Source organism: Coleofasciculus sp. H7-1 (genome assembly GCF_057473865.1).
On the sequence record NZ_JBYCCT010000072.1, the window covers coordinates 1 to 13,059 of the forward strand.

General features: G+C 46.8%; 16 protein-coding genes. 8 read left to right on the forward strand and 8 right to left on the reverse strand.

Going from position 1 to position 13,059, the window contains the following annotated elements:
• Positions 1-108: 108 nt before the first annotated feature.
• Positions 109-960, reverse strand: a complete 852-nt coding sequence (locus tag AC2VDX_RS20110; RefSeq protein ID WP_378184374.1) for a tetratricopeptide repeat protein — start codon at positions 958-960, stop codon at positions 109-111.
• A 96-nt stretch (positions 961-1,056) separates the two neighbouring features.
• On the opposite strand from AC2VDX_RS20110, the gene arfB reads away from it, so the two are divergent.
• Together arfB and AC2VDX_RS20120 are read left to right on the forward strand one after the other, a co-directional pair.
• Positions 1,057-1,479 carry an alternative ribosome rescue aminoacyl-tRNA hydrolase ArfB gene (gene arfB / locus AC2VDX_RS20115; RefSeq protein ID WP_378184375.1) on the forward strand — a complete coding sequence of 141 codons (423 nt, stop codon included), beginning with the start codon at positions 1,057-1,059 and terminating at the stop codon, positions 1,477-1,479.
• 301 nt (positions 1,480-1,780) lie between these two features.
• The gene (locus AC2VDX_RS20120; protein WP_378184376.1) at positions 1,781-3,067 is read left to right on the forward strand and encodes a DEAD/DEAH box helicase; all 1,287 of its coding nucleotides are present in this window, start codon (positions 1,781-1,783) and stop codon (positions 3,065-3,067) included.
• A gap of 471 nt (positions 3,068-3,538) precedes the next feature.
• Here the strand turns inward: AC2VDX_RS20120 and AC2VDX_RS20125 are convergent, their stop codons facing one another.
• Positions 3,539-4,636 (reverse strand): sensor histidine kinase, encoded by a 1,098-nt coding sequence (locus tag AC2VDX_RS20125; RefSeq protein ID WP_378184377.1) that lies wholly within the window; start codon positions 4,634-4,636, stop codon positions 3,539-3,541.
• A 348-nt stretch (positions 4,637-4,984) separates the two neighbouring features.
• Entirely contained in the window at positions 4,985-5,557 is a 573-nt protein-coding gene (locus AC2VDX_RS20130; protein ID WP_378184378.1) for a transposase, read from the reverse strand.
• A 149-nt stretch (positions 5,558-5,706) separates the two neighbouring features.
• Between AC2VDX_RS20130 and ilvA the strand changes: the two genes are divergently transcribed.
• The 5 genes from ilvA (at position 5,707) to AC2VDX_RS20155 (ending at position 9,278) form a co-directional block, all read left to right on the forward strand.
• A complete protein-coding gene (gene ilvA / locus AC2VDX_RS20135; protein WP_378184655.1) occupies positions 5,707-7,218 on the forward strand; it encodes a threonine ammonia-lyase, biosynthetic in 1,512 nt (503 codons plus the stop codon).
• Between the two features lie 260 nt (positions 7,219-7,478).
• Positions 7,479-8,069, forward strand: coding sequence for a nucleotidyl transferase AbiEii/AbiGii toxin family protein (locus AC2VDX_RS20140; RefSeq protein WP_378184379.1), 591 nt, complete (start codon positions 7,479-7,481; stop codon positions 8,067-8,069).
• Between the two features lie 161 nt (positions 8,070-8,230).
• Positions 8,231-8,728, forward strand: coding sequence for a DUF29 domain-containing protein (locus tag AC2VDX_RS20145; RefSeq protein WP_378184380.1), 498 nt, complete (start codon positions 8,231-8,233; stop codon positions 8,726-8,728).
• Positions 8,729-8,829: 101 nt separating this feature from the next.
• Positions 8,830-9,060 (forward strand): type II toxin-antitoxin system HicB family antitoxin, encoded by a 231-nt coding sequence (locus tag AC2VDX_RS20150; protein ID WP_378184381.1) that lies wholly within the window; start codon positions 8,830-8,832, stop codon positions 9,058-9,060.
• Positions 9,057-9,278 carry a type II toxin-antitoxin system HicA family toxin gene (locus AC2VDX_RS20155; RefSeq protein WP_378184382.1) on the forward strand — a complete coding sequence of 74 codons (222 nt, stop codon included), beginning with the start codon at positions 9,057-9,059 and terminating at the stop codon, positions 9,276-9,278. The genes AC2VDX_RS20150 and AC2VDX_RS20155 overlap by 4 nt, the downstream gene beginning before the upstream one ends.
• Positions 9,279-9,321: 43 nt before the next feature.
• Here AC2VDX_RS20155 and AC2VDX_RS20160 read toward each other — a convergent pair whose 3' ends face one another.
• Complete coding sequence (locus AC2VDX_RS20160) at positions 9,322-9,567, reverse strand: hypothetical protein (protein ID WP_378184383.1); 246 nt, start codon at positions 9,565-9,567, stop codon at positions 9,322-9,324.
• A gap of 355 nt (positions 9,568-9,922) precedes the next feature.
• Between AC2VDX_RS20160 and AC2VDX_RS20165 the strand changes: the two genes are divergently transcribed.
• On the forward strand, positions 9,923-10,420 hold the full coding sequence (locus tag AC2VDX_RS20165) for a DUF29 domain-containing protein (protein WP_378184384.1): 498 nt from the start codon (positions 9,923-9,925) through the stop codon (positions 10,418-10,420).
• Between the two features lie 80 nt (positions 10,421-10,500).
• On the opposite strand, the gene AC2VDX_RS20170 is transcribed toward AC2VDX_RS20165, so the two are convergent.
• From AC2VDX_RS20170 to AC2VDX_RS20185, 4 genes are all read right to left on the reverse strand, one after another.
• A complete protein-coding gene (locus tag AC2VDX_RS20170; RefSeq protein WP_378184385.1) occupies positions 10,501-10,842 on the reverse strand; it encodes a hypothetical protein in 342 nt (113 codons plus the stop codon).
• Between the two features lie 91 nt (positions 10,843-10,933).
• Positions 10,934-11,650 (reverse strand): carbonic anhydrase, encoded by a 717-nt coding sequence (locus AC2VDX_RS20175; protein ID WP_378184386.1) that lies wholly within the window; start codon positions 11,648-11,650, stop codon positions 10,934-10,936.
• 115 nt (positions 11,651-11,765) lie between these two features.
• Entirely contained in the window at positions 11,766-12,077 is a 312-nt protein-coding gene (locus tag AC2VDX_RS20180; RefSeq protein ID WP_190456342.1) for a P-II family nitrogen regulator, read from the reverse strand.
• A gap of 4 nt (positions 12,078-12,081) precedes the next feature.
• On the reverse strand, positions 12,082-13,053 hold the full coding sequence (locus tag AC2VDX_RS20185) for a sodium-dependent bicarbonate transport family permease (protein ID WP_378184387.1): 972 nt from the start codon (positions 13,051-13,053) through the stop codon (positions 12,082-12,084).
• Positions 13,054-13,059: the final 6 nt, after the last annotated feature.

Here is a 13,059-nt window from a genome sequence, read left to right on the forward strand (position 1 = left end):
CAGTCGCCCGCAATCTAGCTCTCAACCTGTATCGTGATTTAGGCTTTGACAACATGGCTCAAGCTCAGCGTCGTTGTGGGTTCAGCTTGAACCACTTGAAGTCAATCTTTAGAATGAAATAGCCCTGAATAAGGGTAATGCCTGTGGAGTTTGATTGTTTTCGACTAAGAGGCTGAATAGATTCAACTGTGCCTGAAGCCGAATCAAATTATCTGGTGCAACTGCGGCAGCTTGTTGGTAGAACGCGATCGCATTTGGATCATCCTGTCGCACTCTTACCACATTGCCCAAAGCCAGTAGCGTACTGCTTGTATCTCCCTTCAAGCGTTGGGAAATCTGCAAACTTGACTGTAAAATCCTGTGGCTCTCTTGCACATCACCCACATGAAATAGGGTGATTCCCAAACTTCGCAAGCTACTGGCTTTCAGTAGAGAATCTGGTAGGAGGTGCAATTGATCGCTGATTTGTTCCAACAAGCTTTTTGCACGGCGATATTGTCCAAGAGTTTGCAGGGCTTGCACCTGATTGAGCTGACTACCCAGTATGCCCGTTTCATCCCCTGCTGCTGTATAGGCAGCTTCTGCCTGTTTCCAGGTTTCTAGAGCAGTTTCAGCCTGTCCAATTTCCAGTTGACGTGTACCCTGGCTATTTAAGGTTTGGGCGCGGATGAGCGCTGCATTCGTCGCATCAGAAGAAGAACTTGCTGCAACAGGCATGGCTCCGATTAACAACACCAAAACACCAAACAAGAAATTTGTAATAACCGTTGATCTGAGCATCTTAATTGATTTCAAAACACTGCACTTTGGGCTACTACTTCCCCCTTTCTCTGGAACTGACTGTTCTGCTGAGGGCTGCTCCATGAGTCTCACCAGCCAGATTTCAGTCGAACCGCCAACTCTTTGATAACTGGAATGGTCAATAAACACATTTCTAGAAACGGACAGGGATAGTCGCAAACGAAGAGTCTGCTATTCTATGCTGGAATCGTCACCGACTTCCCGAACCTGCCTACCGCTTGCCTAGGAGAACGGCGTATTGTCCTCATCTTACTTATGAATTATCTACAAATTTCCAACACAGTAGTCATCCCAGCACAGGAGATCGAGATTAGTGCGATTCGCTCTCCAGGGGCGGGGGGACAAAACGTGAATAAGGTGGCGACCGCGATTCACCTGCGCTTCGACATTGGAGCTTCCTCGCTACCCAATCGCTATAAAGAGCGGCTTTTATTGCTAAGCGACCAGCGTATTACCAAGGATGGGGTCGTTGTGATTAAGGCGACTGTACACCGCCGCCAAGAGCAGAATCGGGAGGAAGCGTTGAGCCGACTGCAAACCCTGATTAGAAGTGCAGTCGTGGTACCCAAACGACGCAAACCCAGCAAACCCACTCGCAGCTCTCAAAGAAAGCGCCTTGATAGCAAAAGTAAGCGATCGCATATTAAGACAATGCGAGGGAAAGCTACGGATGAATAAGAGTTTCTGCCTTAGTCCCGTTGACGGCGGTAGAAGAGCGACTTGAGTAAAAGTGTCAAAATTAAACAAACCCCTAAGATCGGGAGAGCATTGTGATGAGCGTGGCTCAGCCCAAGCTTCTTTAAGATATTTTGTCATAATTGCTGTTAGAATGAGTTTCTTGCCAGTACATTCCGGTCTGTTACTGGCGCATTGGAAAAAGCTCATTCAAGCCATCCAACTGAACCACAAATTTCCTGCTCTTAGACTGGCCCCAGGCATTTGATTTGGGATAGGGGCACCACTAGGAGCGATCGCATCCATGACATTTCATAATCTCGGTCTTTCGACAGACCTGCTTCGTGCTGTTGCTGACTCTGGCTACACTGAGCCAACTCCCATTCAGCAGCAGGCAATTCCCGCCATATTGAAAGGCGAAGACATTTTCGCCAGCGCTCAAACTGGAACGGGCAAGACGGCTGGCTTTACCCTGCCTTTACTGCAACTCCTGGGTACCACCAACGCCAACCAGGTGCATCGCACGCCTCGCGCCCTCATTCTCACCCCTACTCGCGAACTGGCAGCCCAGGTCAACGATAGCGTCAAAACTTATGGTAAATACCTGTCGCTGAGATCGGCAGTAGTCTATGGCGGTGTGGGAATTGTACCGCAAGTTCAAACACTGCGTCGGGGAGTTGATATTATAGTCGCTACGCCCGGTCGGTTGCTAGACCACGTTGGGCAAAAGACTGTCAATCTCTCGCAGATAGAGATATTGGTGCTGGATGAATGCGATCGCATGTTAGACATGGGCTTCATCCGCGACATCCGCAGAATTTTGGCAACGCTACCTGCATCTCGGCAAACGCTGATGTTTTCTGCCACCTTCTCTAAACCGATTCAGCAGCTTGCCAGCACCCTGCTAAAGTCTCCGACCCAGATCGAAGTGGCTCCCCGTAATACCGCCGCTTCTCAGGTAGAGCAGGTGGTGCATCCGGTCGATCGCGATCGCAAGCGAGAGCTGCTTTCTCATATGATCGGGTTCCACAATTGGCAACAGGTACTAGTCTTCACCCGCACGAAACACGGAGCCAACCGTCTAGCCGAGCAACTTGCTCAAGATGGGCTAAAAAGCACTGCAATTCATGGTAACAAAAGTCAGGCAGCCCGCACCCGTGCCCTGCAAGACTTTAAGCAAGGGAAAGTGCGAGTATTAGTCGCCACCGACCTAGCATCACGGGGTCTAGATATCGATCAGCTCCCCCACGTAGTCAACTTTGAACTCCCCAATGTACCAGAAGACTATGTGCATCGCATTGGTCGCACAGGTCGCGCTGGAAACGTTGGACGAGCCGTTTCCCTCGTCAGCGAAGATGAATATCAATTCCTCAAAGACATTGAACGATTGCTCAATCAAACCCTTGTCAAAGACGTGATTCCAGGCTACGAGCCAACCTCCCCAGCTAAGAGCGGGGTAGACCAACCGAAGCGTCAGCGCACAAATCAAGGTCGCAGTAACCGCACAAAGCCGCAGACGCCATCCACACCCACCCGCAGCAAAAAGTCCCCCTCACCAGGTCGCGCTCGAAAACGGCTTCACACTGCTTAAGCCCCCAGCGATCGCTCTTTTGACTCATGAAAAGCGATTACGCTTTTATATAGCAATCCTAAATGATTCGTGAAGGCGAGATCCCCGACTTCTCTAAGAAGTCGGGGATCTGAACCGCTGGTATCTCACAACTCAAATAGGATTGCTATAGCTTCAAGATGAGCATTGTGCCGGTCACGCCTCAACTTTGCTTCCAGTTTTCATCGCTATATGCGGAACGGCGCTTCTACAAGAGATTGGGGTGTGGATAGTCCGATTGAATGGAATTGTCGTGTTGGTAGTAAATAAAGAGATGTTGGGTTTCCTTGCGTTTTCGCAACCTACGGCAATATGCGCGATCTCACTACCAGTCAGATTCCTTCACTCACGTAGATTACTGTAACCCTGATTCTTCTGTTGAGTAGTTGACATATCGGGAAAACACTCAAGCCCAGACGATTTAATCGATGCGATCGCTAAAGGCTTTGCTACCTAAAGAGGAACTTTTGGTAACTGAATGATAAAGTTTGTTCCCTTGCCCTCCAAACTTTCAACCTCAATCGTACCTTGATGCGCTTCAGTTATACTCTTTGCTAGAAATAATCCTAATCCCCATCCCGTTTGCTCCTCAGCAGAGGTGGTTCGCCGAAATTGTTGAAATAGGATTGATTGAGCGTCTAGGGCAATCGGATCGCCTTCATTATGGATGGTAAGGCTGATCTGCGTTTCAGTTTGTTGAAGCCTGAGGGTGATCAGCGCGGTAGGATCGCCATATTTCACGGCGTTAATGGCTAAGTTTTCAATTACCCGCCGAATTTCTTTAGGGCTACAATAGCTCCTGACCTCAGAATCAGAGACGACAACAAACCGCTTTCCATAAGCGAAGTTCAAATCTTCCACTATGTTCTGGACTAGCAGATTTAAATCGCATTCTTCAACTTCAAACTTCAAGCTCTGTCCTGCCCGCAGCCGACTTGCATCCAGCAGATTTTGAATCATCGAATCCAGGCGATTGATCGCGCCGATCATTCTCGCCGCCACATCAAAGTGGGTGTCTCCTCGTTCAAGCCGACGCAGAATCAGTTGAGTTCCCATTTTCACAACATTAATGGGATTTCTAAGATCGTGAGTCAGCGTCACCATAAATAGCTCTTGAATATCTCGCAGCGTCTTTGAGAACTGAGTAGCCGCGTCATTAACGGCTTGCTCAATAGAGCCGATAATAATATCTCGTTCCTGCACTTCTAAAGGTGCTTCTTCCTCTAAAACTTGAAAGATTACTTGACGGAGGATGTGGTACTCAAAGATGAGTTGACTCATCGAGTAGTCGGCATAGCCCGCCCGCTCATGTCCATGCTGTTTGCCAATCCGCTTGCTCTCTACCTTGTCGGTCGCGATTCGGGTAGGCGTCCTGTCAATCCTGGTTGAGAGTTCATCTACCAGTTGGTTTAAGTACTGAGGTAGTGAATTTTGCAAGACAAGAGAATCCTGATGCATTGACGCACTGACTTCATCACGCGCTCGAACCTCCCACAGTTGCATAATTCTTTCAGCATTTTGCTTAAGACGGTCAGAAGCGTAGTTAGACATCCTTTTTGATTTTCTGCACGAGTCGGGTAGGGGTATGATACCGTTCATAAGAATTAAGTACCACATCTTCGGAAACCTTTTCCCCGTGCGATCTCTCGTCGCAGTAGGTTGGGTTGACATGAGGAAACGCAACATCCCCACTCTAAAGATGCCTGATTTCTCTTTTCCTCTAATTCAAACTCTTTCGATGTAGGCAATGAGAAACACAATTTGATTAATTATCTGCTCATAAAAACGAATCTGTCTTACTACAGCTTCGCCCTATATTCAACGTTCAGACGGTCATACTCTTCGACATGACCGAAGATGCCCGACTTCTTAGAGAAGTCGGGCATCTAATCTCTCAGGCTACTCGTCTAGCAGCAGTCGTTTGAAACCAATGCTATCGGGCAATTGACAATCCGCTAAAAACTGCTGATAAGCCAAATCTCCCTCAATCTGCGCTCCGATAAACTCTATTTTGGGTAACGTTCCTTTCCGTAAGCCTGCATATTCCAAATAACTGGAAAACTCCCATTCTCCAGCCTGCTGCACTAGTCTTGCTTTCACCGGATTGAGATGAATATAGCGTGAAAGATTGACCAGATAATCGCTTCGGTCAACGTGGATACTTTGAAACCGCCCCTGAAATAATACCCCAACCCGATTGAACCGCTGATTAATCGCTTTTGTGTAGGAGAGTGAGAGCGATTTCATTGCATTAGACAAGTTCTCATCTCTCAGGTAAACCAAGAAATGGTAATGATTGGGCATGAGACAGTAAGTAACAACATCTACTCCGTTGCTTGTGAGATGCTGCCTCACTAATCGCAGAAAATAAAGATAGTTCTCACGCTCGAAAAAAATCGCTTGGTGATTGTTTCCCCGATTGTAAATATGGTAAAAGTTCCCGATTTGTAGTCGAATCCGTCTTTGCGGCATGGGTACAAGTCACAGAATCTGTCTTTAGTAGTATTCCCCCAGATCCCCGACTTGTTTCAGATCCCCGACTTCTTAAAGAAGTCGGGGATCTCAACCCACCAGTGAAGTAAAATTGTCTTCCATCCGCCATCTGCTAACCCCTTGTGCCCATGCTCTGCGACTACCTGGTACAAATCCTGACGGCTCGTGTCTACGATGTCGCCCAAGAAACCCCTCTAGAATACGCTCCTAACCTATCTGCACGGCTGAATAATAAACTACTGCTCAAGCGGGAGGATATGCAGTCCGTGTTTTCCTTCAAGCTGCGGGGTGCTTACAACAAGATGGTGAACCTGTCGCCGGATATGCTAGCGCAGGGTGTAATTGCCGCATCTGCTGGGAACCATGCCCAAGGAGTCGCCCTTGCTGCACGTCAGCTAGGAACCCAAGCGATTATCGTTATGCCAGTCACCACGCCTCAGGTTAAGGTAGATGCCGTCAAAGCGCGAGGGGGAGAGGTGGTGTTGCATGGGGATACTTACGACGATGCATATACATTTGCCCGTCAGCTAGAGGCAGAAAAAGGCTTAACCTTTATTCACCCCTTTGACGATCCGCACGTCATTGCTGGACAGGGTACGATTGGGATGGAAATTCTGCGACAATGTCAGCAACCCATCCATGCCATTTTTGTAGCGATTGGGGGTGGCGGATTGATTTCTGGGATTGCAGCGTATGTGAAACGGTTGCGTCCCGATATTAAGATTATTGGCGTTGAACCAGTGGATGCCGATGCTATGCATCAATCGCTGAAAGCAGGGAAACGAGTGCGCTTATCGCAGGTGGGTTTATTTGCTGATGGGGTTGCAGTGCGGGAAGTGGGGGAAGAAACCTTCCGGCTGTGTCAGCAATATGTGGATGAGATTATTCTGGTGGGTACAGATGACACTTGTGCCGCAATTAAAGACGTATTTGAGGATACGCGATCGATTTTAGAACCAGCGGGGGCATTAGCGATCGCAGGTGCCAAAGCCTATGTCGAACGGGAGCAAATCGAAGCACAAACGCTGATTGCCGTTGCTTGCGGTGCTAACATGAACTTCGACCGCCTCCGCTTTGTGGCAGAACGAGCAGAGTTTGGCGAACGCCGCGAAGCTATTTATGCCGTTACGATTCCTGAAGAACCAGGCAGTCTCCGCAAGTTTTGTGAATGTCTTGGCAGGCGCAATCTTACTGAGTTTAGCTATCGCATTGCCGATGAAAAATCAGCCCATATTTTTGTCGGCGTGCAAATTCAAAACCGTGCCGATGCTGCAAAGATGGCAGAAAGTTTTGAAGCTTGCGGATTTAAAACTCTTGACTTAACTGATGACGAACTGACCAAATTGCACTTACGTCACATGGTTGGCGGACGTTCTCCCCTGGCGCACCATGAATTACTCTATCGTTTCGAGTTTCCCGAACGTCCCGGCGCATTGATGAAGTTTGTCAGTTCTATGAGTCCGGATTGGAATATCAGTATGTTCCACTACCGTAACAACGGCGCAGACTACGGGCGAATCGTGGTAGGGATGCAGGTTCCGCCGCATGAGATGGAACAGTGGCAGGCATTTCTCGATACACTGGGTTATCGCTATTGGGATGAAAGCCAGAATCCTGCGTATAAGCTGTTTTTGGGGTAAGAAATCAAATCAGGACTCACCGCACATCACCACATAGTGTGGGCAACCACAGGGGGATTGAACCCGAAAAAACGCTATATGTATAAGCTTTGCGTAAGTCCTGCAAATAAAGCTTTCTTAGTAGGTTGGTAGTTGCTCTCAGATTGAAAGTCGCCTAAGATTCAGGCGTATGGAACGCAAAAACAAATTGCTGGACTTGCTAAATTTCTTCGATAGTAACTATTATGCTTGGCGCTGACATCCTGAGCTTCCGGGAGTTTATGACAAACGAACCCTTGCCGTTGGCTACTATCCAAGCTGCGGTATTTGAATTTTTGCGGAACCGCGACGACGTAGTGGTGTTTGGCGCACAGGCAGTCAATGCCTATGTCGGCGAACCGCGCATGACACAGGATATTGACTTAATGTCGGTACGAGCAGAAGAATTAGTCCAAGAGTTACGCGAATACTTGAGCCAGCAATTTCATATCGCCGTGCGTGTTCGAGAAGTTAAAGAAGGACAAGGATACCGACTCTATCAGGTGCATAAATCAGGCAACCGTCACCTAGTAGATATGAGGAAAGTTAGCGATTTACCAGAGGCACAACGCATCGAACAAGTGTTAGTAATGGCTCCAGCAGAGCTAATTGCTAGTAAGGTGATATCGTACTATCAGCGGCGGGGAAAGCCAAAATCGGGTACCGACTGGCGCGACTTGGCAATGCTGTTATTGGCGTTTCCCGAACTGAAGCAGGAGTCGGGCGAAGTGTTAAATTGTCTCACAGCACTAGGAACAAGTGAGAACATTCTGGAACTGTGGCGGGAAGTTGTGGAAATCGCGATCGAGCCGGAAGAAGATGAAGGTTATTAGTATATGATTTTCCCCCAAGGCATTTCTCGATACACTGGGCGATCGCTATGGGGATGAAAACAAGAATCCGGCGTATAAGCTGTTTTTGGGATGGGGTGATTTCATCACAGGCGGCTCTAATTTTTTAGAATAAAGCAAAGAACGCCAGATTTTGACTTTTTATGCAAACGCCACAAACCGGACAGACACCGGAAACCTTAATACAAAGTCTTTATGAAACTGACTTCTATAGCTGGACGCAGGAACAAGCGGAAATCCTCAGACATCAGCAATGGAGCAAACTTGATCTGCCTAATTTAATTGAGGAGATTGAGTCGTTGGGAAAACAACAACGTGCAGAATTAAGAAATCGTTTAAAGGTGTTAATTGGACATCTTTTAAAATGGGAATATCAACCAGAACAACGATGCCGTAGCTGGTTGATGACGATTCGCGTTCAGCGTCGGGATACTCAAGAATTATTGGAAGAAAATCCCAGCCTTAAGCCCTATCTTGAGGAAGCATTGCAAAAGATATATGAGAGTGGTAGAGATTTGGCTGTAGGAGAAACAAACCTGCCGCTAAAAACATTCCCGGAGAGTTGCCCCTATACGTTAGATGAAATTTTTAGGGATGGCTTTTATCCAGGTGAAGCTGCAACAGATGATGTAATGGAATAAGAGCGACACGATCGCTGTGTTGATTCCTGTTTGCATCGCTCCAGTCTCTGTCTCTACTGAGTGTTAGCATTTGAAAGCAGGAACCGAGCAGGTGTTGAACAATGACTGTGGCAAAACCTCAAGTTGAATCTAGGCGAAAAGTGCTGCTGTATCCTGGTGAGGATGGTTATTTTGTTGTCGAGGTACCAAGTTTACCGGGCTGTATCAGTCAGGGAAAAACCCGTGAAGAAGCTTTAGCCAATATCGAAGAGGCGATCGCTCTCTACGTCGAGGTTCTGCAAACTCGTGGCGAACCTGTTCCAGACGATAGAGTTGAAGTTGTGCTTGTATGAGTAAGTTGCCTGTCATCTCTGGTGCAAAATGTGTCAAGGCACTTGAGCAGATTGGCTTGGTTGTAGCTTGGCAACGTGGCAGTTACATCATTCTAATTCGTGAAGAACCTAAAACGACAGTCAGCATACCAAATCACGATGAGCTAGATCGAGGGACTCTACGTGCGATCATCCGACAAGTGGACTTGAGTGTAGACGAATTCATTGAACTATTGTGAGACAGCTTCAAGACAGAGATGTTATGCAGTATCGCACCACAACCTATTCTAGTTTCTTCATCCAACCTTTAATAATAGCCTTCCCAATGTTGACATAGGGATTGTCTAAGAACTCTTCAATAGCAGCTTCACTACCAGCCTGCAATGCACCAACTACACGACGCTTGAAGCTACGAGTAGTTTCATCATTAACGTAGGCAATCTTTTCAGCCTCAGTAAGATTGGTTTTCTCTAACTGTTTGAGGAGTTGTTGAATTTCATTAGCCGCTTCTGCAAGTAATAGCAACATAATTGGCTATATCAATGTTTGCTCAGATATCCCCAATGCCACCTCAGATAAAAATCAGCCAGATATTCCTAACTTCCAGCAGCGCAGCAAGAATCAAAGTAAGATTAAAATTGATAAATTACGGCAGTTTGGCTTAAGCGACGAGCAAATTGCAGAGGCGCTAGAGCTACCCTTGGAGATGGTTAAGCAGGAGGACTTGGAGGGGTGAGGCTGCTGTAGAAAATTCGATGCACGAGCGAACAAGCTATTTTCGGGATAGTGCGATCGCGCTACACGCACGCTAAGCGATCGCTTAGCTTAGCGTTGTTAGACTCCTAATAGAATTGGAAAAAGATCGCCAGGTTTTTACTTTCTTATGCAAACACCACAAACTGAACAGACACCGGGAACCTTAATGCAAAGTCTTTATGAAACTGACTTCTATGCTTGGACTCAGGAACAGGCTAAACTCCTGCATCATCAGCAGTGGAGTCATCTCGATCTGCCTAATTTAATTGAGGAGATTGAATCGTTGGGGAAACAACAACGTGCAGAATTGAGAAATCGTTTAAAGGTATTAATTGGACATCTTTTAAAATGGGAATATCAACCAAAACAACGAAGCCGTACCTGGTTGATGACGATTCGCGTACAGCGTCGGGATACTCAAGAATTATTGGAAGAAAATCCCAGCCTTAAGCCCTATCTTGAGGAAGCATTGCAAAAGATATATGAGAGTGGTAGAGATTTGGCAACAGGAGAAACAAACCTGCCGCTAAAAACCTTCCCGGAGAATGGCTCATATACATTGGAAGAAATTTTTAGGAATGGCTTTTATCCGGGTGAACCTGCGGCGGATGAAGTGATGGAATAATAGGTTATTCTGCCGAAATGCTACAGTCAATGGGTTGGGATTATAGACCGTGCGATCGTTTCAGTTCCTTTGAATATGCTCTATAAAAATTTATACTTTTTAAGGCATTCACCTGCAACTTTAACAACAAATGGAACTCCTGATTTTTTAGGTTGCCATCCAATTTGCTTTGCTTGCAGTATCCATCCTGTTATATCTGAAGGCTTTACTGGTCTTACTTCAGTTGTTCTCCAATCCTGTGGGTGAGGCTTATCTGTGAGTATCACTAACACCGAGCCAGGTTCTTGAGCGTGTTCTACGGCAACATGAAGATACCCGCACCCGTAGTCTGACTGAGTATTAGTAGCTTTTCTTCGGATCAACCAAAGAAGCATCTCTCGGTCAACAATAATCCTTCTTGTCCCTTTTTTCGGTATTGACATTGTTCTGTTGAATCAAGCGCGATCGCTCCACTGCTAACAACTCCTAGAGTGGGGAAGTGCCAATGATTGCAACAGAAGCGATCGCAAGATCCTAAATCAACGTGACTTCTCCGGTATCAAGATCGTAACGACCTCCGACAATTTTGAGCTTTTCATCCAGCAATCGTTCAGAAACGATCGTTGAATTTTGTTTTAATTTCTCAATTTGATACCGAACATTTGCAATTACAGCATTATCAACCGGATCGCCCGGTTCATCTTTTGCCTTAGCGATCGCGGGTTTGATGGCTTTAACAAAAGAATTCATGTTTCCAGGGAGACGTTCCCCTTGGACTGCGGCGGTGACAGCACCACAGCGTTCGTGACCTAAAACCATAATCACAGGAGTGCCGAGGACAGCTACAGCATATTCCAGACTGCCAAGCACCTCCGGCGTCACGATATTTCCGGCAACACGGATATCAAATAAATCACCGAGTCCTTCGTCAAACAAAATTTCCGGAGGCACCCGCGAATCCGCGCAGGTTAGCAGAGTTGCAAAAGGGTGTTGTGCCTGGGCAACTTCTTTAATGCGTTCCTCTGATTGATCGGGATGCTTGCCCTTATGTTGCACAAACCGTTGATTGCCCTCCATCAACCGTTTTAGGGCGGCATCGGGGTTGGAAGGCTCAAGAGTCGCAGCGATCGCTCGGTTTGCTTGCACGCCCCAGAATGCACTTCCCGTCACAGCAGCCATCAGTGCTATTCCGCCAGTTCCCGTTAAGTTCAAGAAATTGCGCCGCCCCATCAACCCATTGTTTTGATTCATCGCTATTAAAGAAGTAAAAGTTGCAGAATAAACGATTCAAAGTTCAAAGCCGAAGCTAGACTTTGTTTTTGTTTTTTAGTTTCTTCAGATTTCACAGAAGACAGAAGCAGCCACCTTACAGCGACGCAACGCATCTTGTCGAGCGAATTTCCATCGCATCAGAAATGTAACAGCTGCCTCCAAACTTGTTGAGGATTGGTCGAATAATTTCCACCGCACCTTTAAGTTTTTCTGGCGCACAAAACGCGATGACATAGACATTATCCAGCATCGTCATGTCTAAATCTTCAGAACCGCCTCTAAGCCCTTGTCCGGCAACATTTCGGATGACTAGGTGCCCCGTTACACCTGATTTTTTTAAGCTGTCTAAAATTTTGCCAAGTTCAACTGAATTTGCGATGATTTCTATTCGTTTAACTGAATGCATGATGTTATCTCCAAAGCATCTCAATTCCGTACAGATATACAGGAATTCCGACAATGATGTTGAAAGGAAACGTTACAGCTAGGGCGGTAGAAACGTACAAGCTAGGGTTTGCTTCCGGAACCGTTAAGCGCATAGCGGCGGGAACAGCAATATAAGAAGCACTCGCACAAAGCACCGCAAATAAGAGTGCGTCTCCCTTGGGCATTCCGATAAATTTTGCAATACCAATCCCAATGGCTGCATTGACGATTGGGATTAGTATTGCAAAAGAAATGAGAAAACCGCCCGTTTTTTGCAAGTCCTTAATCCTTCTAGCCGCAACCAATCCCATGTCGAGCAAAAAGAAGGTCAGGATACCGTAGAACAATCCCTGAGTAAAGGGTTCCAAAGTGTGCCAACCGCGTTCTCCAGTTAGGACTCCGATGATCAGGCTACCAACCAGCAGAAATACGGAGCTATTCAGGAAGGCTTCTTGCAACACTTCGGGCCAGGAAAAGTCCCGATCTCCCTGGCTGGGTGTGAACAGATTGACCAGAATCAGCCCGACGATGATAGCCGGAGATTCCATAAGCGCTAGGGCTGCAACCATATAACCATCATAATCAATCCCCAACTCGGTCAAAAAAGCTCCTGCCGTGATGAAAGTTACGGCACTGATGGAGCCATAAGTCGCAGCGATCGCAGCTGCATCATAGGTATCTAGCCTCAGCTTCAGGATAAAAAAGGTATAGATCGGGACAGCACACGCCATCAATATGGCTGCCAGCATGGTGAATATCACTTCCTGGGTTAAGCCGCTTTTGATCAGTTCCACTCCTCCCTTAAAGCCAATGGAAAATAGTAGATAAAGTGACAGTAACTTTGGGAAAGGAGCCGGAATTTCCAGATCCGATTTAACAAAAACTGCCACCATACCTAGAAAGAAGAATAGGATTGGTGGATTCAAGATATTAGAAACGATCAGGCTTGTATCCATATCCAC

Coding starts and splice junctions, on each gene's coding strand:
- AC2VDX_RS20140 (WP_378184379.1), top strand. CDS start 7,479: ATGACAAACGAACCCTTGCCGTTGGCTACTATCCAAGCTGCGGTATTT.
- ilvA (WP_378184655.1), top strand. CDS start 5,707: ATGCTCTGCGACTACCTGGTACAAATCCTGACGGCTCGTGTCTACGAT.
- AC2VDX_RS20125 (WP_378184377.1), bottom strand. CDS start 4,636: ATGTCTAACTACGCTTCTGACCGTCTTAAGCAAAATGCTGAAAGAATT.
- AC2VDX_RS20120 (WP_378184376.1), top strand. CDS start 1,781: ATGACATTTCATAATCTCGGTCTTTCGACAGACCTGCTTCGTGCTGTT.
- AC2VDX_RS20145 (WP_378184380.1), top strand. CDS start 8,231: ATGCAAACGCCACAAACCGGACAGACACCGGAAACCTTAATACAAAGT.
- AC2VDX_RS20160 (WP_378184383.1), bottom strand. CDS start 9,567: ATGTTGCTATTACTTGCAGAAGCGGCTAATGAAATTCAACAACTCCTC.
- AC2VDX_RS20180 (WP_190456342.1), bottom strand. CDS start 12,077: ATGCATTCAGTTAAACGAATAGAAATCATCGCAAATTCAGTTGAACTT.
- AC2VDX_RS20155 (WP_378184382.1), top strand. CDS start 9,057: ATGAGTAAGTTGCCTGTCATCTCTGGTGCAAAATGTGTCAAGGCACTT.
- AC2VDX_RS20150 (WP_378184381.1), top strand. CDS start 8,830: ATGACTGTGGCAAAACCTCAAGTTGAATCTAGGCGAAAAGTGCTGCTG.
- AC2VDX_RS20185 (WP_378184387.1), bottom strand. CDS start 13,053: ATGGATACAAGCCTGATCGTTTCTAATATCTTGAATCCACCAATCCTA.
- AC2VDX_RS20130 (WP_378184378.1), bottom strand. CDS start 5,557: ATGCCGCAAAGACGGATTCGACTACAAATCGGGAACTTTTACCATATT.
- AC2VDX_RS20165 (WP_378184384.1), top strand. CDS start 9,923: ATGCAAACACCACAAACTGAACAGACACCGGGAACCTTAATGCAAAGT.
- AC2VDX_RS20175 (WP_378184386.1), bottom strand. CDS start 11,650: ATGAATCAAAACAATGGGTTGATGGGGCGGCGCAATTTCTTGAACTTA.
- AC2VDX_RS20170 (WP_378184385.1), bottom strand. CDS start 10,842: ATGTCAATACCGAAAAAAGGGACAAGAAGGATTATTGTTGACCGAGAG.
- arfB (WP_378184375.1), top strand. CDS start 1,057: ATGAATTATCTACAAATTTCCAACACAGTAGTCATCCCAGCACAGGAG.